Source organism: Varibaculum cambriense (assembly GCF_032557235.1).
GTDB lineage: Bacteria > Actinomycetota > Actinomycetes > Actinomycetales > Actinomycetaceae > Varibaculum > Varibaculum cambriense_C.
The window spans coordinates 268,181-291,031 of the sequence record NZ_JAWGMB010000002.1 but is presented as its reverse complement, the minus strand read 5'-3'; the positions used below and the strand labels follow the sequence as shown (position 1 = coordinate 291,031).

28 protein-coding genes are annotated in these 22,851 nt (G+C 53.9%); 21 read left to right on the top strand and 7 right to left on the bottom strand.

What is annotated here, in order from left to right:
• Window positions 1-82 precede the first annotated feature (82 nt).
• Window positions 83-706, bottom strand: a complete 624-nt coding sequence (locus E6072_RS03090) for an Rv3235 family protein (RefSeq protein ID WP_316693646.1) — start codon at window positions 704-706, stop codon at window positions 83-85.
• A gap of 293 nt (window positions 707-999) precedes the next feature.
• On the opposite strand from E6072_RS03090, the gene E6072_RS03085 reads away from it, so the two are divergent.
• Window positions 1,000-1,563 (top strand): DUF6912 family protein, encoded by a 564-nt coding sequence (locus E6072_RS03085; protein WP_316693644.1) that lies wholly within the window; start codon window positions 1,000-1,002, stop codon window positions 1,561-1,563.
• Here E6072_RS03085 and E6072_RS03080 read toward each other — a convergent pair.
• A complete protein-coding gene (locus E6072_RS03080; RefSeq protein WP_316076763.1) occupies window positions 1,560-1,988 on the bottom strand; it encodes an HIT family protein in 429 nt (142 codons plus the stop codon). The two genes, E6072_RS03085 and E6072_RS03080, sit on opposite strands and share 4 nt — an antisense overlap.
• 193 nt (window positions 1,989-2,181) lie before the next feature.
• On the opposite strand from E6072_RS03080, the gene ftsZ reads away from it, so the two are divergent.
• The 13 genes from ftsZ to E6072_RS03015 all read left to right on the top strand — a co-directional run bounded on the left by ftsZ (window position 2,182) and on the right by E6072_RS03015 (window position 12,373).
• Window positions 2,182-3,528, top strand: a complete 1,347-nt coding sequence (gene ftsZ, locus E6072_RS03075; RefSeq protein WP_316076762.1) for a cell division protein FtsZ — start codon at window positions 2,182-2,184, stop codon at window positions 3,526-3,528.
• Window positions 3,529-3,534: 6 nt separating this feature from the next.
• On the top strand, window positions 3,535-4,281 hold the full coding sequence (gene pgeF, locus E6072_RS03070; RefSeq protein ID WP_316076761.1) for a peptidoglycan editing factor PgeF: 747 nt from the start codon (window positions 3,535-3,537) through the stop codon (window positions 4,279-4,281).
• Between the two features lie 109 nt (window positions 4,282-4,390).
• Window positions 4,391-4,855, top strand: coding sequence for a cell division protein SepF (locus E6072_RS03065; protein ID WP_316076760.1), 465 nt, complete (start codon window positions 4,391-4,393; stop codon window positions 4,853-4,855).
• A 3-nt stretch (window positions 4,856-4,858) separates the two neighbouring features.
• Complete coding sequence (locus E6072_RS03060; protein ID WP_316076759.1) at window positions 4,859-5,188, top strand: YggT family protein; 330 nt, start codon at window positions 4,859-4,861, stop codon at window positions 5,186-5,188.
• 182 nt (window positions 5,189-5,370) lie between these two features.
• Window positions 5,371-6,171: a DivIVA domain-containing protein gene (locus tag E6072_RS03055; protein WP_316076758.1), complete on the top strand. Its 801-nt coding sequence runs from the start codon at window positions 5,371-5,373 to the stop codon at window positions 6,169-6,171.
• Between the two features lie 124 nt (window positions 6,172-6,295).
• Entirely contained in the window at window positions 6,296-6,838 is a 543-nt protein-coding gene (gene lspA, locus E6072_RS03050; RefSeq protein WP_316693640.1) for a signal peptidase II, read from the top strand.
• Window positions 6,831-7,751, top strand: coding sequence for an RluA family pseudouridine synthase (locus E6072_RS03045; RefSeq protein WP_316693638.1), 921 nt, complete (start codon window positions 6,831-6,833; stop codon window positions 7,749-7,751). Before lspA ends, E6072_RS03045 begins: the two co-directional genes overlap by 8 nt.
• 94 nt (window positions 7,752-7,845) lie before the next feature.
• Complete coding sequence (locus E6072_RS03040; RefSeq protein ID WP_316693637.1) at window positions 7,846-8,622, top strand: ComEA family DNA-binding protein; 777 nt, start codon at window positions 7,846-7,848, stop codon at window positions 8,620-8,622.
• A gap of 7 nt (window positions 8,623-8,629) precedes the next feature.
• Window positions 8,630-10,243, top strand: coding sequence for a ComEC/Rec2 family competence protein (locus E6072_RS03035; RefSeq protein ID WP_316693636.1), 1,614 nt, complete (start codon window positions 8,630-8,632; stop codon window positions 10,241-10,243).
• Window positions 10,225-11,193: a DNA polymerase III subunit delta gene (gene holA, locus E6072_RS03030; protein WP_316693635.1), complete on the top strand. Its 969-nt coding sequence runs from the start codon at window positions 10,225-10,227 to the stop codon at window positions 11,191-11,193. Before E6072_RS03035 ends, holA begins: the two co-directional genes overlap by 19 nt.
• Before the next feature lie 36 nt (window positions 11,194-11,229).
• Entirely contained in the window at window positions 11,230-11,625 is a 396-nt protein-coding gene (locus tag E6072_RS03025; RefSeq protein WP_316693634.1) for a Fur family transcriptional regulator, read from the top strand.
• Between the two features lie 197 nt (window positions 11,626-11,822).
• The gene (locus tag E6072_RS03020; protein WP_316693633.1) at window positions 11,823-12,098 is read left to right on the top strand and encodes a type II toxin-antitoxin system RelB/DinJ family antitoxin; all 276 of its coding nucleotides are present in this window, start codon (window positions 11,823-11,825) and stop codon (window positions 12,096-12,098) included.
• Entirely contained in the window at window positions 12,095-12,373 is a 279-nt protein-coding gene (locus E6072_RS03015) for a type II toxin-antitoxin system YafQ family toxin (RefSeq protein WP_316693632.1), read from the top strand. The genes E6072_RS03020 and E6072_RS03015 overlap by 4 nt, the downstream gene beginning before the upstream one ends.
• A 31-nt stretch (window positions 12,374-12,404) precedes the next feature.
• On the opposite strand, the gene E6072_RS03010 is transcribed toward E6072_RS03015, so the two are convergent.
• The 5 genes from E6072_RS03010 to rpmB all read right to left on the bottom strand — a co-directional run bounded on the left by E6072_RS03010 (window position 12,405) and on the right by rpmB (window position 15,110).
• The gene (locus E6072_RS03010) at window positions 12,405-13,235 is read right to left on the bottom strand and encodes an RNA methyltransferase (RefSeq protein ID WP_316693631.1); all 831 of its coding nucleotides are present in this window, start codon (window positions 13,233-13,235) and stop codon (window positions 12,405-12,407) included.
• 23 nt (window positions 13,236-13,258) lie between these two features.
• Complete coding sequence (rplT, locus tag E6072_RS03005) at window positions 13,259-13,639, bottom strand: 50S ribosomal protein L20 (RefSeq protein ID WP_316693630.1); 381 nt, start codon at window positions 13,637-13,639, stop codon at window positions 13,259-13,261.
• 21 nt (window positions 13,640-13,660) lie between these two features.
• The gene (rpmI, locus tag E6072_RS03000) at window positions 13,661-13,861 is read right to left on the bottom strand and encodes a 50S ribosomal protein L35 (protein WP_316693628.1); all 201 of its coding nucleotides are present in this window, start codon (window positions 13,859-13,861) and stop codon (window positions 13,661-13,663) included.
• A 61-nt stretch (window positions 13,862-13,922) separates the two neighbouring features.
• Window positions 13,923-14,678, bottom strand: coding sequence for a translation initiation factor IF-3 (gene infC / locus E6072_RS02995; protein WP_316693626.1), 756 nt, complete (start codon window positions 14,676-14,678; stop codon window positions 13,923-13,925).
• Between the two features lie 246 nt (window positions 14,679-14,924).
• Complete coding sequence (gene rpmB / locus E6072_RS02990; protein ID WP_038109147.1) at window positions 14,925-15,110, bottom strand: 50S ribosomal protein L28; 186 nt, start codon at window positions 15,108-15,110, stop codon at window positions 14,925-14,927.
• A 196-nt stretch (window positions 15,111-15,306) separates the two neighbouring features.
• On the opposite strand from rpmB, the gene E6072_RS02985 reads away from it, so the two are divergent.
• The 7 genes from E6072_RS02985 (at window position 15,307) to rnc (ending at window position 22,800) form a co-directional block, all read left to right on the top strand.
• Entirely contained in the window at window positions 15,307-17,241 is a 1,935-nt protein-coding gene (locus tag E6072_RS02985) for a hypothetical protein (protein WP_316693624.1), read from the top strand.
• Window positions 17,238-19,475, top strand: coding sequence for an ATP-dependent DNA helicase RecG (locus E6072_RS02980; RefSeq protein WP_316693622.1), 2,238 nt, complete (start codon window positions 17,238-17,240; stop codon window positions 19,473-19,475). Before E6072_RS02985 ends, E6072_RS02980 begins: the two co-directional genes overlap by 4 nt.
• Window positions 19,476-19,541: 66 nt before the next feature.
• Window positions 19,542-20,144, top strand: coding sequence for an RsmD family RNA methyltransferase (locus E6072_RS02975; RefSeq protein WP_316693620.1), 603 nt, complete (start codon window positions 19,542-19,544; stop codon window positions 20,142-20,144).
• A gap of 63 nt (window positions 20,145-20,207) precedes the next feature.
• Window positions 20,208-20,732, top strand: a complete 525-nt coding sequence (gene coaD, locus E6072_RS02970) for a pantetheine-phosphate adenylyltransferase (RefSeq protein WP_316693618.1) — start codon at window positions 20,208-20,210, stop codon at window positions 20,730-20,732.
• Window positions 20,733-20,748: 16 nt separating this feature from the next.
• The gene (locus E6072_RS02965) at window positions 20,749-21,438 is read left to right on the top strand and encodes a hypothetical protein (RefSeq protein ID WP_316693616.1); all 690 of its coding nucleotides are present in this window, start codon (window positions 20,749-20,751) and stop codon (window positions 21,436-21,438) included.
• A 55-nt stretch (window positions 21,439-21,493) separates the two neighbouring features.
• Complete coding sequence (locus E6072_RS02960; protein ID WP_316693615.1) at window positions 21,494-22,084, top strand: DUF177 domain-containing protein; 591 nt, start codon at window positions 21,494-21,496, stop codon at window positions 22,082-22,084.
• The gene (rnc, locus tag E6072_RS02955; RefSeq protein ID WP_316693614.1) at window positions 22,081-22,800 is read left to right on the top strand and encodes a ribonuclease III; all 720 of its coding nucleotides are present in this window, start codon (window positions 22,081-22,083) and stop codon (window positions 22,798-22,800) included. The genes E6072_RS02960 and rnc overlap by 4 nt, the downstream gene beginning before the upstream one ends.
• Window positions 22,801-22,851 lie beyond the last annotated feature (51 nt).

Here is a 22,851-nt window from a genome sequence, read left to right as displayed (position 1 = left end):
TTGCTTTCGGTAAGCGGGCGGGAAATCATCAGTGAAAACCGGGATGGGGATGATTATTAGCCGCAGCTGCTGGCATATGGGTTCATCCGATCTCGAGCGCGGAAATTCTCCATTTTTTGCCGCCGGGGGTAATCCGCATCGCCACCGCCCGTACCCGAGAGTCATCACTTATGCTCACTGCCACTTCGAACGCGCCGCAGTCCCTAGGGTCAACCCCAGCCTTGCGGCACAGAATTCGGCGGATCTGAATCGCGGTAGGCTGGGGACGGTGTCGTTCACTACGCGCTAATGCCAAGAAGGATTTTTGTAACTCGGGGGTAAACCAGTTAGTTACCGCCTGGGCGGAGCGGCGGCCAGAAAACACTTCGAATATGGTTTTCACGGCAGTCGCCACCCACGGTTTTATCTGGGGTAATGACGATAATGATGCAGCTTTCGGCTTAGCGGAGGTTTTCTTACGGTCTTGAGGGCGAGGAAGCAGGGTCTGCACTTCGAGGGGACCGTATTTGGGGCTTAAGGGAATTTGCGGAAGTTCGGGACAAATTATGGCGCAAGATCCAGGAGAGTCGTCATCTTGGGAACAAATTGTTACCAGTGGTTTGCCGGGCGGAAATAGCTCTTGACCGTGGTTTACATCTTCTATCTCTGGGGAAACATCATTTTTCGTGACCTCCCTAAGAAGGAGGGCTGGCGCTGCTAAACTCATCGACTCAAGTCCTTTAAATATGAGAGGAAAACTTTAATTCATTAAAAAGGCAGGGGTCAGGGGGCTCCGTTGCCAATTGGTGTTTTTGAACTGTTTAACCAGGTATATGCAAATTCCTCTGTTAATAGAAGGCACTGAACAGCGCCTACCAACAATCAGTGAATTAAGAAATAATTAAAGACAAGTGAGTTTTTAATGAGGCGTACAGCTTGCTGCTAGTTGACAATCGAGTATTCGGGCAACACCGCACGTCGCAGGCTAAAGAACGCGTGGATAGCCGCTACAATCGTTGGATGAGAATTTATCTTCCCCTAGCGGTAGCTGGCCTGTTTGAGGAGCACCTGAATTCCCGCAATGCTTGGCAGGGCAGCGCTGATTTCTGTCAGCTTTGGGGAATTGATCCTCTCGATAGTGAGCAGGCGGAAGATTTGGCGATGAGTATGTCCGCTATGTCCTGTCTTCAGGGGAAAGTAACGGGGTACCCGGGGAGAATAGTCGCGGCGCTCGATGTTAACCCTCAGGAGTTGGGCGCAGAAAATGCCCCCGGCATATTTGCGGTCAAGTCTGGTTTCGACTGGCAGCGCTTAGTAAGCCTGCATGTGGACAGTCCGGATAACTTGGAGCTTTGCACTCAGGTTAGGACGCAGGTTCCTGCGGAGCTGGCGGCGGCGTGGAGCCGCGGTGACTTTAGTGATACCCGTATTGAACTGCCAGAAGATGCTGGCGCTGATTTATCAGAAGCAGTTTCGCCGCAGCTGGAACTGTGGGAAGAGCTGGCGGCGGAGCCGCTTTCCTGGTTTGATGCCAGCGAACTTGATTATCTGCGCCGCTCGCTAGCGGAAAATACTGCCTCTTAGGCGTTTGTTCCTGCCTCACGGGCGTACCCCTGGGCGGCAATTGTCTGGCGCAGCGTCTGCATAGAGGCGGCGATCTCCTCCGCAGTAGCTGGTTGGGCGTGAGCGAACTTAATGTCCTCCATCGAGTTTGCCGGAATTAGGTGCAGGTGCAGGTGGGGTACGTCGAATCCCGCGATACTGAGGCAGGAGCGCTCAGAGCCGAAAGCCTGCCGTTGGGCACGCCCAATAATCTGCGCTACTTTCATTAGGTGCTGCAGCTCTTCGGTAGGGGCGTCCCAATAGTTTTCTACTTCCCGGCGAGGAACTAGCAATACATGTCCGGGGGTGATGGGGTTGATGTCGGCAAAGGCGACACAGATGTCGTCTTTCCAGCAGAATTCGCCGGGTATTTCGCCAGCGATAATGCGAGTAAAAATAGTGGACATATTTCCTCCTGGGGTAGTTCTTGTCTCTAATAATATGCCGGGATGGAAAACGAGAGACTTTTATGGGGAAATGGGCAACACGCGCCAATAATGCTTGCTGAAAACTCCTCATTACATAGGATTTTCGTTTGACCAAGAGGGCTAATAATCCTAACTCTAAACTAAAACTTTAGGGTTAGATCGGAGGGCGACCGTGACAGTACCAGATACTAACCTGGCAGATATTAAAGTCGTAGGCATCGGCGGAGGCGGAGCAAACGCCGTTAACCGCATGATTGATTTCGGACTTAAAGGCGTAGAGTTCATCGCGATTAACACTGATGCGCAAGCGCTGATGATGTCGGATGCAGACGTGAAATTGGATATCGGGCGAGAAGAAACTCGCGGTCTGGGAGCTGGAGCCGACCCCAAGGTAGGAGAACGCGCTGCCGCTGACAACGAAGAAGAAATAAAAGACACCCTGGAAGGTGCCGATATGGTCTTCGTTACCGCAGGCGAGGGCGGCGGTACCGGAACCGGAGGTGCGCCCATCGTAGCGCGGGTTGCGCGTGAAATGGGCGCTCTGACTATCGGGGTAGTCACCCGGCCTTTCTCTTTTGAGGGTAAACGCCGGCAGACGCAGGCGGAAGCCGGGGTAGAGGCGTTACGCAAAGAAGTAGACACCATTATTGTGATCCCCAACGATCGCCTCCTAGAGATCTCAGATCAAAACATCACTATGGTCGATGCTTTCTCTGCCGCAGATGAGGTCTTACACTCCGGCGTTCAAGGCATTACCGATCTGATCACTACCTCCGCCCTGGTTAACGTAGACTTCGCCGATGTAAAAAGTGTGATGAAGGGAGCGGGTACCGCCCTGATGGGAATCGGCTCTGCCACCGGTGAAGATCGCGCGATTCGCGCCGCCGAAGCCGCCTTTATGTCTCCGCTGCTAGAGGCAGATATTGATGGAGCGCTGGGAGTTTTGATGTTCTTCCAAGGTGGCTCGGACATGGGGCTTATGGAGGTACATCGCGCCGCCGATATGGTACGCGAAATGGTGCACCCCGAAGCCAATATTATTTTCGGTGCCAACGTTGACGAATCCTTGGGCGATCAGATCCGGGTTACTATCATTGCTGCCGGGTTCGATGATCCCAAGAAGGGCAAGAAGAGTGCGCGAGTAGAGAAAAAAGCAACGCCCGAGCCGGCCTCGAAACCCGCCGCATCCTCCACGTCCTCCACACCCGAGAAAACCACGGAGGATGCCACAGCTACTTCCGCGATCCCGGCCTTTCCGCGCCGCGCAGTTCTGAACCAGGACGAACGTAGCGTGGGGGATCTTCCGCGTTCCACTGTCACGGGAGGGGCACACCGGCTGCCGGTAACCCCGCCCTCACGCGATGCCTTTAGCCGTAAAGAAAACGAAAGCTCCAGCAGCTACCGTGACAATTTCGGAGTGAGTCGCAAGAGCGAGGACGATAGCACCTTAACCGTGCCGCGCGTATTCGAGGACGACGACCAAGAATCGGGTTTAGATGTACCCGACTTCATGCGGTAGGTCGCAATGTTTCGCATCGGCGGCGCGCAGGCAGTTTTTACCAACCGGATCGGGGGGAAATCCTCCGGTGAGTACGCTACCCTCAACCTGGGAGATCAGGTTGGAGATAACCCCGATATCGTAGCGGAGAACCGCAGAATCGTTGATGAGGCGATCGGTCGCAAAGTGGTTTGGATGCACCAGACCCATTCCAACCGGGTGGTGCAGGTTCGTCCCGGTCATACCAATGCTCCGGTAGAGGCCGATGGGATTGTCATCGATACTCGCGAGTTCGCGGAACTGGGACTAACCACCCCGGCAGCGGGGGTGATGGTGGCTGATTGCGTGCCCCTATTATTGGCTTCCGATGATGGCCTGCTAGTGGCGGCCGTACATGCCGGTAGAGCCGGGATGGTTACCGGTATTGTTCGCGAAGCGGTGCTGGCATTGCGCAAACTCGGAGCGCAAACGGGCAAGATCCACGCTGCTATTGGCCCGGCTATCTGTGGAGCCTGCTATGAGGTTCCCGAGGCGATGCGAACCCACGTGACCGGACATGTGCCGGCCGCGTGGTCACGAACCCGGATGGGAAGTCCTGGTTTGGATCTACAGGCGGGGGTAGTTTCGCAACTCAAGTCGGCGGGAGCCCGGATTACTTTTGCCTCTAAACGCTGCACTTTTGAAGATCGCAACCTCTATTCCTACCGCCGTGATGCTCATACGGGCAGGTTCGCGGGAATAGTGGTGGGCAAGCGGGAACTTCCAGCCGGCTGAACTGCGCATTTAGGTGCATAGTTTTGGAAACACGCCGTAGTAATACTTCAAAAAGAACCCGGTCCCGTTTAACGTTTTTGTAGACCAGTATTAAAAGAAGGAGAACCTGATGGGCGCTTTGAGGAAGACGATGGACTATTTAGGCCTGTCCGAACCACAAGAGAACGAAGAAATCAGCGATGAACTGGAAAACGCAGTTCCGGATTCTGAAGTTCCCACCCCCCGTCCTCGGATTGTAGAACCGGCTTTGCGTTTCCCGCATGCGGTCAGTTCCCAGCCGGAAACTGCTTCAGAGCTTAAGCGGATTGTGACGATCCGGCCTACCACCTATAACGAGGCACAAAGTATTGGGGAAGCCTTTAAAGAGGGCACTCCGGTGATTATGAACCTGGGGGCAATGAATGACCTGGAAGCGCGGCGGATGATTGATTTTGCTGCTGGCCTCAGCTTTGCCCTGGATGGGGGAATTGAAAAGGTTACTAACCGGGTATTTTTGCTTTCTCCGAAGTCTGTACAGGTTGACGAGGGCGAATCTTCGCTGGGATCTAAAAGAGACTTTTTCAATCAAAGCTGATAGATGCTCACTTTAGTCTATTGGGTCGGCCAGATAGGCAGATGGCTGCTCCAGCTGTATATTCTGGCGTTGATAGTTAGGGCGGTGCTGTCTTGGGTGATGGCATTGAACCCGAGTTGGCGGCCAAAAAACTCGGTTACCCTATTTCTTTGTAACCTGGTTTTTGCATTAACCGATCCGCCCCTACGTTTTTTAGGGAGATTCATTAAACCGCTCCGACTTGGGACTATTGCCCTAGATTTAAGTTTTATCGTACTGTTCTTGCTGGTCACAGTGTTTATAAATATTTGGATCCACCTGATTAACGCGCTGCTAATTCTTTTGCACGGGTAAAAGTGCAGAAAATTGGCTAAAGTGTTGCTCAAAATGATAGATGTTACTATTGTTGATGATGTGGAAGTTGAGCAGATCTTCGGTATGCTTGTTTCCAACTGCAACCTATAGCGCAGAAGTTCCCGCTGGCAGGTAGAGCACCTACCTCGGGAAAAACACGATAGATAACTGAGGTGACAGGTATGGCTCTGCTGACTGCTGAAGATGTCCACTGGAAGCAATTCCAGGCGACCAAGTTCCGGGAAGGGTACGATCAGGAAGAAGTTGACGAGTTTCTCGATGAGGTCGTAGAAACTATCGCGACTCTGCAGGATCAAAATGCTTCCTTAAAATCTGAACTAGACGAGGCACGCCAGCAGGCAGCTGATGGTGGCCAGGTAGCGCCCAGTGAAAGCGGTGAAGAAACTGCCGCTCTAAAGGCGCAGCTCGAGACGGCTAATGCGCAAATCGCGGAGATGCAGGCGCAGGTGCAACAGTACCAGGCTGCGGCTGCTGAGGGCGATCCACAAGCCGGGGAGCAAATCCAGGCTTTGCAGGCACACTTGGCGCAAACTCAGCAAGAAGCCCAAGCGGCACTGGCGCAGTCTCAAGCAGAGACTCAACAGGCCGTGGCCGAGATCGAGCAGTTGCGCGAACAACTGGCACAGGCAGAACAAAACGCGCAGGCCGGCGCGCAGCCTAGTTCCGAACAACCAGAGGACGCCACCTCCATGCTGGCGCTGGCACAACGTGTGCATGACGAATACGTGCGCAATGGACAGCAAGAAGCCGATCAGATTCTGGAAGATTCCCGCCTCAAGGGTGACCAGATCGTACGGGAAGCCAATGATGAGCGTCGTCGCGTGCTAGAACAGCTAGAGTCCGAACGGGCAGACCTAGAGTCTCGAGTCGATGACCTTAAAGCCTTCGAAAACGATTACCGCCAGAAGGTGCGCGAGCACCTACAGGCTTTGATCGGTCAACTAGACGCTCAAGAGGCATAGGAAGTAACTCAAACGTAGTTCCTCCTAAGAGCCAGGGAGGATTAGAGCGGCGTCATCACGTAAGTGGTGGCGCCGCTACTTTTTTATTAAATTTAGGCATAGACTAAACCGACCTGGAAAGAATATGAATCAGCGAAAAAATCAAAAATCGGCACCGCTCCTGGTGATATTTATTTTCGTAGCGCTACCGGTGTTAATCGTTGACCAAGCCACTAAAGCCTGGGCACTTAGCGTTCTGGAAGTGGGGGCGCCTGAGAAACCTTTTATTGGCAGTTTTATTAGTCTGCAATTGGTGCGCAACCCGGGGGCGGCCTTTTCGCTGGCTGAGAGCTTCACTTGGGTGTTCTCGGTGATAGCTGCGGTGGTGCTAGCCATTATTATTTGGACGGGACGGACAATGACTAATCGCGCCTGGCAACTTTCTCTCGGGCTGCTGGCCGGAGGGGCGCTGGGAAACCTGGTTGATCGTCTCATTCGGCCTCCGGGAATCTTCCGGGGGCACGTGATCGATTTTTTGAACTACCGTTCGATGTTCGTCGGTAATGTTGCTGATATTGCGATCGTGGTCGGGGTAATTGCCGTAGTAGTGCTGGTGGTGCTGGGCGTCCCCTCGGTTAGCGGTAATCACTCCTACCAACCGACGCGGGTGCGGGGCAAGGATGCGTGAACGGGTTCGCCTGCAGGTTTCTGAAAGCGCGCAAGGAAAAAGGCTTGACCAAGTATTAGCGGCCGAACTGGGGATTTCTCGCTCGCTGGTTGCCAAACTGATTAAACAAAATGAGGTAAAGGTAAACGGAGTAGTTTCGCGAAAATCGGCGGAGGTATTTGGCGGTGACCAGGTGGAAGTGTTGCTGCCCGATGAGAGCCCTAAGAGTCTAGAAACCCCGGCACCGCTGCCGATTGTGTATCAGGACGTCGATATTGTGGTGGTCAATAAACCGGTGGGGATGGCAGCGCATCCGGCTCCCAGTTGGGAAGGACCGACAGTTATGGGTGCCTTGTTGGCGGCGGGACAAGAAATCGTTACCTCTGGTCCAGTGGAGCGGAAAGGAATCGTTCACCGCTTAGACGTGGGGACTTCCGGAGCGATGGTAGTGGCCAAGTCGCAGTTGGCCTATGACCGCTTGCAGGATGAATTTCGTGAGCGCCGGGTGAAGAAGACCTATCAGGCTTTGGTACAAGGTTATCTAGATCCGGCCGAGGGCACTATTGATGCTCCGATTGGACGCCATCCTTCCCGCGATTTCAAAATGGCGGTAGTAGCGGGAGGCAGACCAGCCATAACCCATTACCGCACCTTGGAGTCCTTGCCGAGGGCAACCCTGGTTGAAGTACAGCTAGAGACAGGGCGGACACATCAAATCCGAGTGCATATGCAGGCAATCGGGCACGCTATCGTGGGCGATCCGATCTATGGGGCAAACCCACTTCTAGCGAAAGAACTGGGGCTGACCCGGCAGTGGCTACATGCGGTGAGCTTAGAATTTACCCATCCAGTAAGTGGTGAACCGGTGAGCTTTGAGGCTCCTTTGGCCGCTGATTTAGAGGACGCATTAACCCGCTTGCGCCGCGGATTCTGATTTAACTTTATCCCCCGCACTAGGCGGGGTTGGTTTTTCCTGTTGCAATTTATTAAAGATTGCCGAGGACGCGCCAGCGGCTTATTTTCCTTCTATGGCTCCAGAAAAACCCGGCTATACCCGCTCGCAGTTTCGCCAGGCGTCCTCTCAGGCTTCGCGGGCACAACAGCTTTTGCAACAGGCGGAAACCCGGCTGCGCTCTGGCGAGGGCGGTACCCGTCTGCGCTGGGCTCCTTCCCCACGAATCGTGCTAGCTGCGCTAATAGCAGTGGTGATAGTGGCGGTGATGGCAGGGTGGGCACAGGGGAAAACTCCTAGTAGCGGGAGGTTACCGGCAACCTCTAGTTTTAGTGCGACCACTAAAGATGCGCCGGGCCCTTCACCTGCGGCAACCGGTGAGGTATTGGTGGATGTAGTGGGCAAAGTTAAAAAACCGGGAGTGGTACGTCTGGAGGCTTCCGCGCGGGTACAAGACGCGATAAAAGCCGCCGGGGGAGCGCTTCCAGGTACCGACCTGTCGGGACTGAACCTGGCGCGCCGACTAAGTGACGGCGAACAGCTGAGGGTGGGAATCGAAAAAAACAGCGTACCGGAAGTAGAGGGTGAGTTAGCCGCGGCAGGCGCGGCACAAAATACCGGGCAACCAGCTGGGCAGGGCGCTGCAGCAGGCTCTGGTGGTGGGAAAATCTCTATTAATGAGGCCTCGAAGCAACAGCTAGAGCAGCTTCCGGGGGTGGGACAGGCACTCGCGCAAAGGATTGTAGATTATCGCCAATCCCAGGGACGCTTTCAAAACCTGGAAGACTTGAAGAATGTGTCTGGAATTGGGGAGAAAAAATACGCGGCCTTGTCGGCAATGATCAGACTCTAGGCAAGCTATGCAGGGAAGCATCCTAGATTTACGTTTAGCGCCAGCGGCCATTATTGCCTGGTTGGGAGCCCTGGTTTTACCCGCTCTTCCCTTACAATGGGTGCCATTTATCGCTGCTTTAACCCTCGGGGGCGCTGCCTTAGTATTGCTGGTCAGCTACTGGAAAGTTCTGCCCTCAGTTATCTTGGCGGGCGCTCTGGCTTTAGGGGCGCTGGGCGGGGTGGCGGTGGCAATCAGCCAGTCGGCGCGGGTGATAGCCGCTGACCCGTTAGCGCGCGCCTGGCAGGGGCAGATCGACCGTGTCCAGGCGATAGCACTGGTAGAGACACCGCCGCGAAAATATGACCCGGCAAGCGAGCAACAGATAACCCAGTTACGTCTATTATCAGCCCGCCTGCCAGATACGCCAGCCGTAAATACTGGGGTGAAAGTGGTGGCCTTTGGTCAGCACCTGCCAAAATATCCCCGCGGAACGGTTCTGGAAACTGTGTTACAGCTAGAAAAGCCGTCCCGTGGCCAGGAATCTCAGCAAGATTTAACCACGGTAATCAGCGCTAATTCTCTCTTAGAGATCCCCGGAAGAATCATCGCTACCCCTAAGGTGAGAGCCGGGCCTGCCGGGGCGGCGGCCCTGAAACAAAAGTTCGCGACCCAGCTGGAAGAAAAACTGGTAGCTGCAGATTCCCCGGCAGCAGCTATGCTGCTGCCGGCCATGATTCTAGGAATCAGAGCTGATGCCTCGGCAGATACCGAAGCATTAAAAACCGCGGGGATAGTGCATATTACCTGTGTGTCCGGGATGCATATCTCGGTGCTACTTTCCCTGGTAGCACTACTTAGTGCGGGGTTAAAACGCCGCTGGCGGCTACTGGCGGGTGCCGGCTTGTTAGTGGGGTACTGTCTGCTCTTAGGGCCTTCTCCCTCATTGCTGCGGGCGGCGGTAATGGGGATGGTCTGTCTACTGGCTCTAGCTAGAGGCAAAGAGCCCTATTCTTTTACCGCCCTCGAAATCGCGATTATCGGTCTGCTAATTTTTGAACCTGGATTCGGCTCCGATACCGGATTTTTGCTCTCAGTCAGCGCTACTGTAGCGATTGTGCTGGTGGCGCGGCCTTTAGAAGAAAAACTGCACCGGGGAATAACGGCAGTGAAAAGACAGGGGAGCGGGCGACCCCCTCGATTATTATCGCGAAAGTACTTCGCGCTTTTCCGGAAGTTCTTATCCGCTTTCCTGTCCGTTAGCGCAGTGAGCTTGGTGGCGCAATTAGCTTGCTTGCCGGGGCAACTGTTAATTCGTCCCGGAATCAATACCTTGACCGTCCTCGCAAATGTAGCTATCGCGCCGGTAGTGACCCTGCTGATATGGGGCGGAGCTTGCCTGACATTCCTGCCGCTACCCGCAACTTTTCTGGCAAAAATACTAGGAATAGGGTGTACCTGGGTGCTGACAGTTGCCCGGGTAATCTCCGCCAATCGATTCGCAATCTTGCCGTGGCCGCAAGGGATACCCGGCTTATTGGCACTGGGGATTTTGGTGACAGGAATAGTTTTTATTTACCGCTGCTACTTTCCAAAAAGGAAGATAAATGGCAATGTTAAATCATGGCCTCAAAGCAAATGAGTTGGCGCGATTGCACCTTAAGTTCCGGGGTACTTATACGCGGCCCCGAGAAACTGCTGGCAGATCGCGCCCTGACTCGTTTAAAGCAACTGGGACGAAACCAGGATCCCACCCTGGCAGTGACCGAGGTGACTGCTAACAGTTATCAGGCAGGTTCCCTAGATTCCTTGACTTCGCCCTCATTGTTTGGAGAAGCCCGCCTGGTGGTGATTCCCGATTTCGAATCCGCCGCTGATGATTTGGGACAAGACCTTGCAGCCTACCTAGCTGCGCCGCAAGCAGATTGCTGGGTGATAGCCATGCACGATGGCTCCAATAAAGGAAAACGCCAGGTAGACAGAATAAAGAAAGCGGGGGCGCAGGAAGTAAAAGTCGCAAAGATTAAGAATGCGCGCGAGAAACTATCCTTAGCGGTTGAGGAAGTACGCACTGCCGGCGGACGCATAGAACCAGCCGGAGCGCAGCTGCTGGTAGATGCGCTCGGTGAGGATCTCTCGGAATTAATTGGCGCTGCTCGCCAATTGGTTTCCGACTATCCGCAGGCCGTAACCTTGCAGGCAGTGCAACAGTTCTACGGGTCTCGAGTGGGGGCTAGTGGGTTTAACGTAGCTGATGCCGCCGCGGTGGGCAATATGTCGCGCGCCCTGGTGTTGCTGCGGCAAGCATTTTCTTCCGGAGTTCAGCCGGTCGCTATCGCAGGAGCGCTCGCCCTAAAGTTCCGCAACCTGGCAAAGGTTAGCGCGCGGGGAGTAAGCCCTTCTCAGCTAGGGATGGCGCCTTGGCAGTTGGAAAAAGCGCGGCGGGAAGTGCGGGGATGGAGCGACGCTCACCTGGCAGCTGCTATTAAGATTATTGCGCAAGCTGACGAGGAGGCGAAGGGCGCTAGTCGGGATCCGCAGTATGCGCTCGAGGCGGCAGTTAGGAAAATCTGTCTTTTGCGACAAAGCTGAGCAGATGCAGGAAAGTAGGTAAAACAGACAATGGTAATGCAGCGCAAAACCCGACAGCGGGACGCGATTATGACAATCATGGCTGATGAAACGGATTTTCGTTCTGCCCAACAAGTGCATACTGCCCTGGTTTCAGCCGGACAAGCGGTGGGACTAGCTACCGTTTACCGCAACCTGCAGGCTCTAACTGAGGCCGGGGAGCTCGACAGCTTGCGTTCGGAGGATGGAGAAATCCTCTATCGGCGTTGCGCTAAGCGCCGTCACCATCACCACTTGGTATGTAGAAACTGTGGCTATACGGTAGATATTCAAGATGACCAGTTAGAACAGTGGATTGCTGAGATTTCTCGGCGCTATCAGTTCAGCGATATTGAACATATGGCAGATGTGTTTGGTCTGTGCGCCAACTGTGCGAACCAGTCCGCAGAATAATCTCCTAGGTTTTAATTATTACTTTCAAGCGTCCTCAGCAAAGCCATAATACCTGACTATAGGGATCGCGCCATCTCGGGAAATATTTTCCCCCACCCTGCTCCTTAGTTAGTAGGAATCAAACAGGTATTGCATATCTAATGCCTAGATAATAGACTTATTTTAGATGTATTTTATTGTAGGCGGGAGGAATTGCTATGTCCGGTACTACCAGTTTCAGTGTGCGCATGGATAAAGATGTTAAGCAGCAAAGCGAAGATATTTTTCGCAATCTAGGGGTTAATATGACTACCGCGATCAATATTTTTTTGCGTCAAGCTATCCAAGCGGGGGGATTTCCGTTTGAAATCCGTCAAAAATCTCCCAACTATCAAACCCAGTTGGCGTTGGCGGAATCGGAAAGAATGCTTTCCGATCCTGATGCTCAGCGTTTTGTAGATGTTGAAGATGCCTTAAAAGAACTTAAATCATGAGCTACCAGATCCAATGGACTAGCCGGTTTAAGAAAGACTACAAGCAAGCTATTCGGCGCGGGCTGCCCATAGAGGAGCTAGATGACGTTATCCGGTTGTTAGCAGCTGGAAAAGTACTTCCAAAAACACTAAAGGATCATGCGCTAACGGGAAACTGGTTGGGGCATCGCGAATGTCATATTCGCCCTGATTGGCTACTGATCTATAAAATCAGTTCCCAGCAGTTAGTGCTAACGCTGACTAGGACTGGTAGTCATTCTGACCTTTTGGAATAGCTATAGCTATAGCTGAGGAATTCTCACCGGTTTAGCGGATGCGGGCGCTGGCGATGGCGTGCAGGGCGATCGCCGCGGCTGTTGCCACGTTTAAGGATTCTGCCTTTCCCCACATAGGGATGGCGATAGTTTGATTACAGAGGGCGATTTCCTCGTTAGATAAACCTTGGGCTTCGTTGCCCAGGCAGATAAATAGGGGAGAGGCGGTAGCGATATTAGAGGCAGTAAAGCTAGGTAAATCGACAGTCGCTTTCCCCGATAATCCCACAAGGCAGCCACCATTTTCCTCGCTGAGCCTCGCTAAATCGACAAAAGCAGCGCTGGAATAGACGGGCAAGTGGAAAAGGCTCCCGGCGCTGGCGCGAATAACTTTCGGGCTAGAAACATCAGCGCAGCCCGAAAGGGCTAAGACCCCGGCTAGGCCGCAGGCGTCAGCAATCCGAATTATCGTCCCCAGGTTCCCGGGGTCTTGTACCCGCGCACATACTGCCCAGGCGCCCTCTTTCAAAACCTCCGAGGACGGGAGTTCTTCGCTCGGAAGCACTGATAAATCAGCAGTAGCCGCGATACCTTGCGCCGAGGGCGCGAATAACTTCATTACCGATGGGGCAACCGGGTGTACCCAGCGGGTAATCCCTAAAGCCGTCCTCGCTACCGGGATAGCAGGGCAGGGAGCATCGGTGCACAGATAGACATCCCGAATCGCTTCCGGGAAAAAACACAGCAGTTCCGCGCAAGATTGCGGTCCTTCTACCAGGAGCAATCCTTGCTTTAAACGAAAACTACGCCTAGACAGATTGACCAGAGTCCGCACCCGCTGGGAGCGAGGATTATCAATCGTGTCTAGGCGTAGATTAAGCAAAAAGCTAACTTCTTTTAAGGGCCTTAAGCAGCTGGAGCGTTTACGTCCTCAGGTAGAGCAGCTTTCGCTTTTTCTACCAGCTGATTAAAGGTATCAATATCGTAAACCGCAAGTTCGGAAAGCATCCGGCGATCAACTTCGATTTCCGCTAGACGTAGCCCCTGGATGAAGCGGTTGTAGGTCATTCCCTGAGCGCGGCAAGCAGCGTTAATACGCTGAATCCACAGTTTGCGGAAGTCGTTCTTACGTTTGCGGCGGTCGTTGTAGGAATAAACGCCCGAGTGCAGCAGCTGTTCTTTGGCCTTACGGTATAGGCGGGAACGCTGACCCCGGTAGCCAGAGGCGCGATCCAGTACGGTGCGACGTTTCTTCTTGGCATTAACTGCTCGTTTTACGCGTGCCATATCTCTTATTCCTCTCCTTGCCTACTTGTTGCCAGCCAACAGCTTGTTGATGCGGTTAGTGTCGGCGGGTGCTACCACCTGATCACGGCTGAGGCGACGGGTCTGTTTGGAAGACTTGTGTTCTAGCAGGTGGCGTTTGCCTGCCTTTTCCCGCATCAGTTTGCCGCTTCCGGTTCGGCGGAAGCGTTTCTTCGCACCGGAGTGCGTCTTCATCTTCGGCATTGTATTTCCTCTCTACCGGCACGCCGGTGGTTCTGCCTGTTTCTTAGGCGTTAGGACGACCCTACTTTTTCGCTTTCGCGGCGGCTGCAGCTTCCTCAGCCTCTTTAGCTTTCCGCGCTTTACGGGCATCCTTAAGTTGTTGCCGGTTCATAGTCTCGCCGTTTTGTTGATCACGGCGACGACGCTGATCCGACTTGGTGTGGTGTTTACGTTTCGTGGGAGCCAAAACCATAGTCATATTGCGCCCGTCTTGGCGGGGCATTGATTCTACCGTGGCCATATCGGTTACGTCCTCGGCTAGGCGCTCTAATAGTTTTACACCGAGCTCTGGACGAGACTGTTCGCGCCCGCGAAACATAATCATGACTTTCACTTTGTCCCCGCCCTCAAGGAACCGCACTACGTGACCTTTCTTGGTTTCGTAGTCGTGGTCATCGATCTTTAGACGGAAACGAATCTCTTTCAACTGGGAGTTTGCCTGGTTGCGGCGAGCGTTACGAGCCTTTTGAGCGGCCTCGTATTTGAACTTGCCGTAATCCATCAACTTACAAACCGGAGGTTTCGCCGTGGGCGCGACCTCCACTAGATCCAAGCCAGCTTCGGTGGCTAGGCGCAATGCGTCCTCGATCCGGACTACCCCCACTTGTTCGCCACTGGGGCCAACTAGTCGTACTTCTTTCACCCGGATGCGGTCATTAATGCGTGTTTCGTTGCTGATAGCTACTCCTTGCTTGAGATTTCTGGAAGCTTTACAAAAGAAGAAAAGCCCCCGCTTGTTTGGCGGAGGCAGCGAAAAACGCGCAGACGCGTTAAGCATCTGTTCTTACCCGATACCCGAGAGCATCCAGGTGGGAAAACCTCCACTTTCGTACCAGTTTCCTGGTCGCTTATTACAAATCTAGCAGACCAGGGGGTCTTGATGAAAGCTGAGAGCACCCCGATAGCCTTTGAACTTCCTCACATCCGGCTTTTGGTAGGGGGAGCGGCTGGGAGTCCCGTAAGAGGAGCTAGAAATAAAAAACGCCGTCTGCTTTTCGCAGACGGCGCCAATTTTACCTCTCAGCTAGCGAGCAACCCGCCCAGATTTGAGGCATTTGGTGCAAACATTCATGCGCTTGCGGGTGCTACCAACAACGGCGCGCACGCTTTGAATGTTCGGGTTAAAACGGCGGTTCGTGCGCCGGTGGGAGTGCGAAACGCTCTTCCCGAAACCGGGGCCTTTTCCGCAGATGTCACAGGTGGCAGCCACGATAGTCTCCTTCAAGTATTCTTCTAGGTCTGGGATAAGATATCCAGATATCGGCAACCCGACTAGATTAACTGATTCGGGGGGCAACAGCCAACTACCAGGTGGTTATTGTGCCGGGCTTCACTGAAAACTCGCTACACTATTAGAGCAAGTAGGCGATAACCCTGTGCATCTATGCGCATTGAAGGAGGCGGCGGTGGGAGAAGAACAACCCCTCGCGGATCTGTTTTCTTTTGCAGATTTCGCTCGCGCCGCCCGGGATAAGCGCTCGGTTAAAGCAGCGAAAACTGCAGCTGCTTCGCAAGCAGATGATTATCAGTGGGGAAAGGTCGCTGATAGCGGCAACCAAAGCGCCAAGAAGAGTAAAAACCCCGCGCGTCCTCGTGTTCAGAAGAAAAAAGCTAGCGGGGCGCAACCGCCGCAGAGCGTAGAGCCGCAGGGAACCACTGGTTTACTTGATTTTGAAGTGCCATCGGTAGCGCCCAAGTCGGCCAAACCCAAAGCTAAACGGCACCGGGAAAATGTGGCGCAAACCCTGGAATCTGCCGAACGTATTGACCTGCTAGTGACCGGGGCTAATATCCGCACCTGGGTAAAGATTAGCGGGGAAGTTCTACAGGCGGGTCAGTCAGCCCTAGACGCCATGGATATACACAGTGAACTAGATTCCGACACCGGAGCTAATGCCCTATACACCTGGGATAAGGTGGCGCTAACAGTTGCCGGATTACCTGCCGGTGCCGATAAGGATGCTCGCTGGGTGTTAGAGGCTGTCGCCGATGCTTCCTTGGCGGGAGCCAGAGGAATGATTGGGATCGTACTGGCTGAGTTAGCCAGCGTTGCTGCCGGGACGACTAGCAGCCCCACCCTCAACCCGGTGCAGCTGTTAAAAATACTGCGCTCCAGCAGGGATTGTGCTGACCGCTGCCTGCTGCCCGCAGTTGAACGCCTCGATCCCCCCACTCTATCGGGGCTGATAGAAGAGGTAAACGCAGAGTTAGAAACCCAGCCAGAACAAATGTCGATCGAAGATATTCTTTCGCGGGCATGGCTGGCGAGCCAAGTCGCCCTAGTTGAAGGCGCAGAAGATAACCGAGGGCGTCCCGACGCGCGGGCAGCGGTATTAATGCTGTTAATAGCGGCCATGCTGGAAACTTATGCTCGAGAAAACCAGCAAGAGATCGGAGCGGTAAACACCAGTTTGCAGATGGTACGGGACATGGTCCCTAAATCCCATGCTGTAGTGCACACGCCCACACAAATGAACTCTTTGATGCTTACCTGGCGCGGAGAAACCGATAACTTACGCTTCGAAAAATTGCGCAGGCAGTTAGAAGAAAACGGGGTTTACGGGGCGATGACCGGCAGGGCGGACATGCTGGGGATTGGACCGCGCATATTGCTGGTGCGCAGCCGACATCCGCGCAGAGTAATTGAACTTCTACCCGAAAAATCGGGAATGGTTTTGATTCGCCCGCCACTACCAGTCGAAACCGAAGCCTCATCTTCCAATCTGGTGAGCCTGGGATCTTCCCATACGATTCACCCCGTTAGACCAGCGGTGTTAGCTTACACTTCGGCTCCCGGTCTGGTCGCAGACATAGCTAACTTGGGGGCAACGGTAGTTTATTCGCGTCCCGGAATCTCCCCGCAAGTACTGCCGGTAATCGCGGAAATGGAACAAGAAGTAGTGCAAGTCTTACCTTGTGACCAGGTGAGCGCGGCAGAGCTAACCAACCTAGTCCGGCCGGCCAAAGATCAAGGTATCGATCTGATGGTGGCTCCCACGCAAGATGACCTACAGGTGCTAGAAGCTGCCCGCGCCCTCACCCAAGTGGTTTCTTCAGCAATTGTGCCTGCTGATTTAATCCAGTTGCAGCGTTCGCGTACTTTTGACTCCTTAGCTAGGCAACGCACCTTCAGCGTTACTCCGGAAATGCCTTTCGATATGCTTTCTTCCTCGGTGAACCGCGATGATATGCAGGCCAGGATCTTGAGCGGGCGAGGAGAAGACTCGGAACTGATCTCCCGGGTACAAAACGCGCTGTTCCAAGGGGCTCCGGGAATCCGTATCGAACTTATTAGCGGCGGGCAAAGCGGAGCCACTGTAGTGGGAGTGCTGTCTTCGTGAGCGATAAATCAAACTCCCTGGCCGGCGAATCTTTAAAGAAAATCTTGGGACGGGCAGGTGGAAAACTAGAAAAGAAATTTGGGATTGAAACTCCCCTGGAACTGCTGTATTTCTTTCCTCGTCGCTATCACGAGTTAGGCGAACTCACGGCATTTTCCGGGCTCATTTTAGGGGAAGAACAATCGGTAATCGCCCAAATAGCTGACTCTTCGCGGCGGCGTACCCGCGGAGGAAAATGGATGCTTTCCCTGCAGCTTAGTGATGGAGAAGGCCTAATGGATGCGGTGTTTTGGGCAAAAAGCCAGCATCTAATCAACTGGATGTCCTCCCAAATGCAGGTGGGGCAAACAAAACTCTTTTCTGGTCGCCCCAGTCTTTACCGCGGACGCTTGCAACTGTCCCATCCTTCCTACCAGGAGGTGGAAGACGAAAACCTCGATGCCGCCAGTAATCAGGCCGCTAAAATGCAGGCGCAGCGTCCGGAACCGATTTATCCCGCGAAGGCCGGGCTGCCGACTTGGACTACCCAAAAAGCGATTGCGGTAGTTTTGGAGTTGTTAAAGTCCCAACCTTTCGATGACCCCCTGCCTGCCGATATTCGCGCAGAACAGGGGCTATTGGAACTAAACACAGCCCTGGAGCAGATTCATCGTCCGCAAACTCGCGAGCAATATGAGGCGGCTCGCCAGCGTTTCCGCTACGAAGAAGCCTTTGTATTGCAGGCGGCGTTAGCCCAGCGGCGGCAAGTTCTGGCCGAAGATGCCCCGATTCTGCCGGCGGTACCCGGGGGCTTTACCGAGCAGGTTGCCTCCGCGTTGCCTTTTACCTTAACCGACTCCCAACAGCAGGCCTTAACCGATATTGATCAACGGATAGCCTCTGCGCGCCCGATGAATTTGTTATTGCAAGGGGATGTTGGATCTGGGAAAACCGTGGTGTCGCTCCTGGCAATGCTGCGAGCCGTCGATGGTGGCCGGCAAGGGATCTTCATGGCGCCCACTGAAGTTCTGGTACAACAGCATTTTTCTACCCTCACTAACCTGCTAGGGGAGTACGCTCAGCCGGGAGGATTTACTCTGCGCGGGGGAGAGGGAGTCCCGATTTATCGGTTGACTTCTTCGATGCCTGCCGCGGAAAAACGCCGCACTTTAGATGCGCTTAAAACCGGGCAACCAGCACTGATTGTGGGAACCCATGCGCTGCTATCTAACCGCGTAATACTTACCTCCCCTGGGGTGGTGGTTATCGATGAGCAACACAAATTCGGGGTGCGTCAGCGAGACCGGTTGCGCCAGGCAGAATCAGGTACTCCCCATTTGCTGGTGATGACCGCAACCCCGATACCGCGCTCGGTAGCTATGACCTCTTTTGGGGATCTGGATTACCTGACCTTGCAGGGAATGCCTCCGGGGCGAGCAAAAGTCGATACATTCCGAGTAGATACCGCTAATCGGAGCTGGACAGCACGTACCTGGCAGCGCGCCTCCGAAGAAATCAAAGCTGGTCATCGGGTATTTGTGGTGTGTCCGGCGATTAATCCCGGCACGCAAAGCGAAGAGGGTACGACTCTCCTAGAGGACGAGGACGGCGCGCAGACTACTGCAGCAGCCGAAAAAGAACCCCTCGCGAACGTTTACGACACCGTAAGCCAATTGCGGGCACTGCCGGCACTGCACGGAATTGAAATCGGGATGCTCCACGGTCAAATGGATGCGGAAGAAAAAGATCGCGCTATGGCTGATTTCATAAGTGGGAAAACGCCTCTATTGGTGTCTACCACGGTAATTGAAGTGGGAGTCGATGTGCCCCAAGCAACCATGATGGTGATTCTAGATGCTGACCGTTTCGGTCTCGCCCAGTTGCATCAGTTACGAGGACGGATAGGGCGGGGCAAATTCGGGGGAGTATGCCTGGTCTGGTCGGGGGTGCAGCCAGATACCCTTGCCCGTAGCCGCCTCGATGCTTTCACCAAAACTACCGACGGTTTCGAACTGGCGGCGATTGATTTACGCCTCCGCGAAAGCGGAAATATTTTGGGAGATAGTCAATCAGGACGCGTCTCCTCTTTGAAAATTCTGGATCTGTTGGCGGACGAAGCGGTAATTTCCCAAGCACGAAAGGATGCAAAACACCTGGTTGAATCCGATCCGCAACTACAAAAACATCCCGGGTTACAACAGGCGATCTCCCGGCGGATTAGCGAAGAAGAACAAGAGTTTTTAGAACGGGGATAGCGGGCGCCTTGATAGATAAACCAGAAGCAGCTGCTAGCTGATCGTTGCTAGGGTTAAACTGTCATCATGATGAGAATAATAGCTGGAACTGCCCGAGGTACTCAGCTAGCCGTACCCTCCTCCGGTACGCGCCCTACTCAAGATCGGGTTCGGGAAGCAATCTTCTCCGCTCTACAAGCTCGCGGAGCCACGGAAGACGCCTGTGTTTTGGATCTTTTTGCCGGATCAGGAGCTTACGGTTTCGAGTCGCTCTCGCGCGGGGCGCTCAGTTTAGATTTGGTAGACCAAGCCCACAGCGCCGCCAAAACGATTCGAAAAAACCGGGCTTCCTCTCCAGTTTTTGTCGCTGCGAAACTATATGTACAGCCGGCTCTTTCTTTCTTGTCGTCGCGCCTGCTAGGAGCTAACCCCAATCCCCAGTGGGAATTGGTTTTTATCGATCCGCCCTACGCTATGAAAAATAGCGAAATCCTGCAGGTACTAGACCAGCTGCATCCGCTATGCGACCCGGATGCCTGGATAGTGGTGGAACGTTCGGCGCGCGATGAGGCTCCCGCTTGGAAATCGGATCAGTGGGAGGAAGAATCGCGCAAACTCTACGGAGAAAGCGCGGTTTACCTACTGCGTCCCGCCCTCGAATACCCGGAAAATGAGGGCGCACAAGCCTAGTTTTACCTCTTTGTCCGCGTGGGACGCCGCGCAACGGGAGTGCTTACCGGTATTTTGGTAGCTATGAGTACTGTTGTCTGCGTCGGATCCTATGATCCCCTTACCTATGGGCATCTGGACGTAATTAGCCGCGCAGCCCATATTTTTGATCGCGTGATCGTGGCAGTAGCGAAAAATTCCAAAAAAACCTATCTATTCTCGGCCAGCAAACGCGAAGAATTTATTGTTCAAGCCACCGAGGATCTAGCGAATGTGCAGGTCGTTATCTGGGAGGGGCTAGCTTGCGATCTGGCTACCCGCTATCAGGCACTAGCGCTGGTTAAAGGGATTCGCAACTCTAAAGACACTGACAGTGAAATGACCCAGGCTTTCGCTAACCGACAACTATCAGGCATTGACACTATTTTGATTCCCACATCCCCCGAAAATGCTTTGATCTCCTCTTCGGTAGTGAAAGAAATAGCTGCCTATGGAGGAGACGTTTCCGGATTTGTTCCCCCCGAAGTAGCCCAGGCGCTGCAACGTGAATTCGATGCGACCTCGGGAAATGGAAACCCTACCCGTGAATCCGACAACCGGCCAGCCTAAAACAGGAAGGAAGAATATGGAACCCCAGGAAGAACCGCAGTATGCACCTTCAGACGTTATCGCAGTCCTTGATCGTCTGACCGAGATGATCAAGGCCGGACGCAGCGTTCCCTTTTCTGCGTCAGTCATGATTAACCAGGCCGAAGGAGTAGAGCTGCTCGACAATGCGCGGGCAGCGCTACCGGCTGACCTGGTTAATGCGGATCGAATTGTGGCCGATGCTAATAAAGTGCTGGATGCCGCCGATGAAGAGGCCGAGCAGACCATCTCGGATGCGCGCGCGGAAGCGGAGCGAGTAACTACCGAAGCGAACCAGAACGCTGAAGAAACTATCGCGCAAGCTAATGCCAAGGCGCAGGAAACTGTGGAGGATGCTGACCGGCAGGCAGAGTCAGCAATTGCTCACGCCAGTGCCCAGGCGGAAGAAACCATTGCCCAAGCCAATGAGCAGGCGGCGCAGATTTTGCAGGAGGCGCGAGCCCGCGCGGATCAGTTGGTTTCGCAGGACAATGTTTATCGTGAGGCGAAACAGGCAGCGCAGCAGATGACCGATACTGCGCGCGCGGAAGCCAAAGACTTTATGGATCAGTCTGACCAGTACGTTAACCAGGCACTTTCCCAATTGGAAGAACTACTGGGGGCAATCGCGGAACAAACTCGCAGCGGCCGCGCCCAGTTTTCGCGCCTGGAGCGCCCACAGTTCTAGTAGCTGAGGGTCAGCTTGCTAGCGCCAAAGCCGAATACCCCTTAGGGTAAGGGGCATGAAGCAAGTTAAGAAGGCGGCGATCCCACTGGAGCTAACCGGATTAGGAACTGGCGAGGGGGATAGTAAAACTTGGCAGCTGCAGGTAACTTTACCTACGGCTATCGGAACCGAAGATATGGCGGTTCCGGCGGGACAGTCCCTAGATTTACAGCTGCTAGCGGTGGCAATTTCCGAGGGAGTATCCCTGAGCGTTAGGGGAACTGCCTACGCTGAAGGGGCGTGCGTGCGTTGTCTGCAAGCAGTGGAAAAATCCCTTGATTTTTCCTTGAGTCGCGTTTACTACTATCCCGAGGAACTCGCGCACCTGCTAAATGAGGTGAGTGAGGACTCAATCGGGTATGCTGACGTGGACGAGGCCTATCAGGTGCAGCCAGATTCACGTTTGGATCTCGAACCACTTTTGATAGACGCCCTCGTTCCACAGATTCCCTATTCGGTGCTATGTGCTCCCGATTGTCCCGGGCTTTGCCCCGAATGTGGAATCATGCTGGCGGATGCGGGGGCGGATCATCACCACGAAAAGATAGATCCGCGCTGGTCAATGCTAGCTAACCTATTTGAGGAAAAGGAGAAAAAGGACGAATGAGTCGCGGTTCGCAAGATCTAGCGGAGCTGCTAACCAGATGGGGAATCGACTTAGACCCCGAAATGGTGATATTGGCGCTAACTCATCGTTCTTTCGCACACGAACAAGATAATCTCCCCAATAATGAGCGGCTAGAATTTTTAGGGGATGCGGTTTTACAGCTGATAGTGACGGAACGCCTGTACAAAACCTATCCCTCTCACCCAGAGGGGCATCTGGCAAAAATGCGATCGGCCACGGTTTCGCAGCCCGCCTTAGCTAGGGTTGCCCGCGATATAAATCTGGGAGAATTCATACTACTGGGGCGCGGAGAAGAAAAAACCAAAGGGCGAGAAAAAGACTCGATTCTTTCCGACACGGTAGAAGCAATGATAGGAGCAACCTATCTGTGCCACGGACTAGAAGCCACTCGCAAAGTAGTTGAAAACCTATTGCAAGATTTGCTGGATCACGCCCTAGAGCGGGGAGCAGTAATGGACTGGAAGACTACCTTACAAGAACTTACTGGTCAGCTAGGGGTACGAACTGTTGAGTTCGCGGTGGAAGGTACCGGTCCTGATCATGATCGACGTTTCACCGCCAGAGCCCTAATCGGGGAACGGGTGCTGGGATCCGGCAAGGGACGCTCGAAAAAAGTGGCGGAACACGAGGCCGCCCGCCAGGCGGTTATGACCCTGCGCGAAGAACACGGGGTGACCACCCCCCTAGGGTTTTAAAACGTTTGCCAGTCAGATTTAGATGATTACATTAGGTTTTGAGGGGAACTG

What these genes read in the sequence shown, in the direction of transcription:
- E6072_RS03090 (WP_316693646.1), bottom strand. Translation starts at nt 706, where the DNA reads ATGAGTTTAGCAGCGCCAGCCCTCCTTCTTAGGGAGGTCACGAAAAAT.
- E6072_RS03085 (WP_316693644.1), top strand. Translation starts at nt 1,000, where the DNA reads ATGAGAATTTATCTTCCCCTAGCGGTAGCTGGCCTGTTTGAGGAGCAC.
- E6072_RS03080 (WP_316076763.1), bottom strand. Translation starts at nt 1,988, where the DNA reads ATGTCCACTATTTTTACTCGCATTATCGCTGGCGAAATACCCGGCGAA.
- pgeF (WP_316076761.1), top strand. Translation starts at nt 3,535, where the DNA reads ATGTTTCGCATCGGCGGCGCGCAGGCAGTTTTTACCAACCGGATCGGG.
- E6072_RS03065 (WP_316076760.1), top strand. Translation starts at nt 4,391, where the DNA reads ATGGGCGCTTTGAGGAAGACGATGGACTATTTAGGCCTGTCCGAACCA.
- E6072_RS03060 (WP_316076759.1), top strand. Translation starts at nt 4,859, where the DNA reads ATGCTCACTTTAGTCTATTGGGTCGGCCAGATAGGCAGATGGCTGCTC.
- E6072_RS03055 (WP_316076758.1), top strand. Translation starts at nt 5,371, where the DNA reads ATGGCTCTGCTGACTGCTGAAGATGTCCACTGGAAGCAATTCCAGGCG.
- lspA (WP_316693640.1), top strand. Translation starts at nt 6,296, where the DNA reads ATGAATCAGCGAAAAAATCAAAAATCGGCACCGCTCCTGGTGATATTT.
- E6072_RS03045 (WP_316693638.1), top strand. Translation starts at nt 6,831, where the DNA reads ATGCGTGAACGGGTTCGCCTGCAGGTTTCTGAAAGCGCGCAAGGAAAA.
- E6072_RS03040 (WP_316693637.1), top strand. Translation starts at nt 7,846, where the DNA reads ATGGCTCCAGAAAAACCCGGCTATACCCGCTCGCAGTTTCGCCAGGCG.
- E6072_RS03035 (WP_316693636.1), top strand. Translation starts at nt 8,630, where the DNA reads ATGCAGGGAAGCATCCTAGATTTACGTTTAGCGCCAGCGGCCATTATT.
- holA (WP_316693635.1), top strand. Translation starts at nt 10,225, where the DNA reads ATGGCCTCAAAGCAAATGAGTTGGCGCGATTGCACCTTAAGTTCCGGG.
- E6072_RS03025 (WP_316693634.1), top strand. Translation starts at nt 11,230, where the DNA reads ATGCAGCGCAAAACCCGACAGCGGGACGCGATTATGACAATCATGGCT.
- E6072_RS03020 (WP_316693633.1), top strand. Translation starts at nt 11,823, where the DNA reads ATGTCCGGTACTACCAGTTTCAGTGTGCGCATGGATAAAGATGTTAAG.
- E6072_RS03015 (WP_316693632.1), top strand. Translation starts at nt 12,095, where the DNA reads ATGAGCTACCAGATCCAATGGACTAGCCGGTTTAAGAAAGACTACAAG.
- rplT (WP_316693630.1), bottom strand. Translation starts at nt 13,639, where the DNA reads ATGGCACGCGTAAAACGAGCAGTTAATGCCAAGAAGAAACGTCGCACC.
- rpmI (WP_316693628.1), bottom strand. Translation starts at nt 13,861, where the DNA reads ATGCCGAAGATGAAGACGCACTCCGGTGCGAAGAAACGCTTCCGCCGA.
- infC (WP_316693626.1), bottom strand. Translation starts at nt 14,678, where the DNA reads ATGCTTAACGCGTCTGCGCGTTTTTCGCTGCCTCCGCCAAACAAGCGG.
- E6072_RS02975 (WP_316693620.1), top strand. Translation starts at nt 19,542, where the DNA reads ATGATGAGAATAATAGCTGGAACTGCCCGAGGTACTCAGCTAGCCGTA.
- coaD (WP_316693618.1), top strand. Translation starts at nt 20,208, where the DNA reads ATGAGTACTGTTGTCTGCGTCGGATCCTATGATCCCCTTACCTATGGG.
- E6072_RS02965 (WP_316693616.1), top strand. Translation starts at nt 20,749, where the DNA reads ATGGAACCCCAGGAAGAACCGCAGTATGCACCTTCAGACGTTATCGCA.
- E6072_RS02960 (WP_316693615.1), top strand. Translation starts at nt 21,494, where the DNA reads ATGAAGCAAGTTAAGAAGGCGGCGATCCCACTGGAGCTAACCGGATTA.
- rnc (WP_316693614.1), top strand. Translation starts at nt 22,081, where the DNA reads ATGAGTCGCGGTTCGCAAGATCTAGCGGAGCTGCTAACCAGATGGGGA.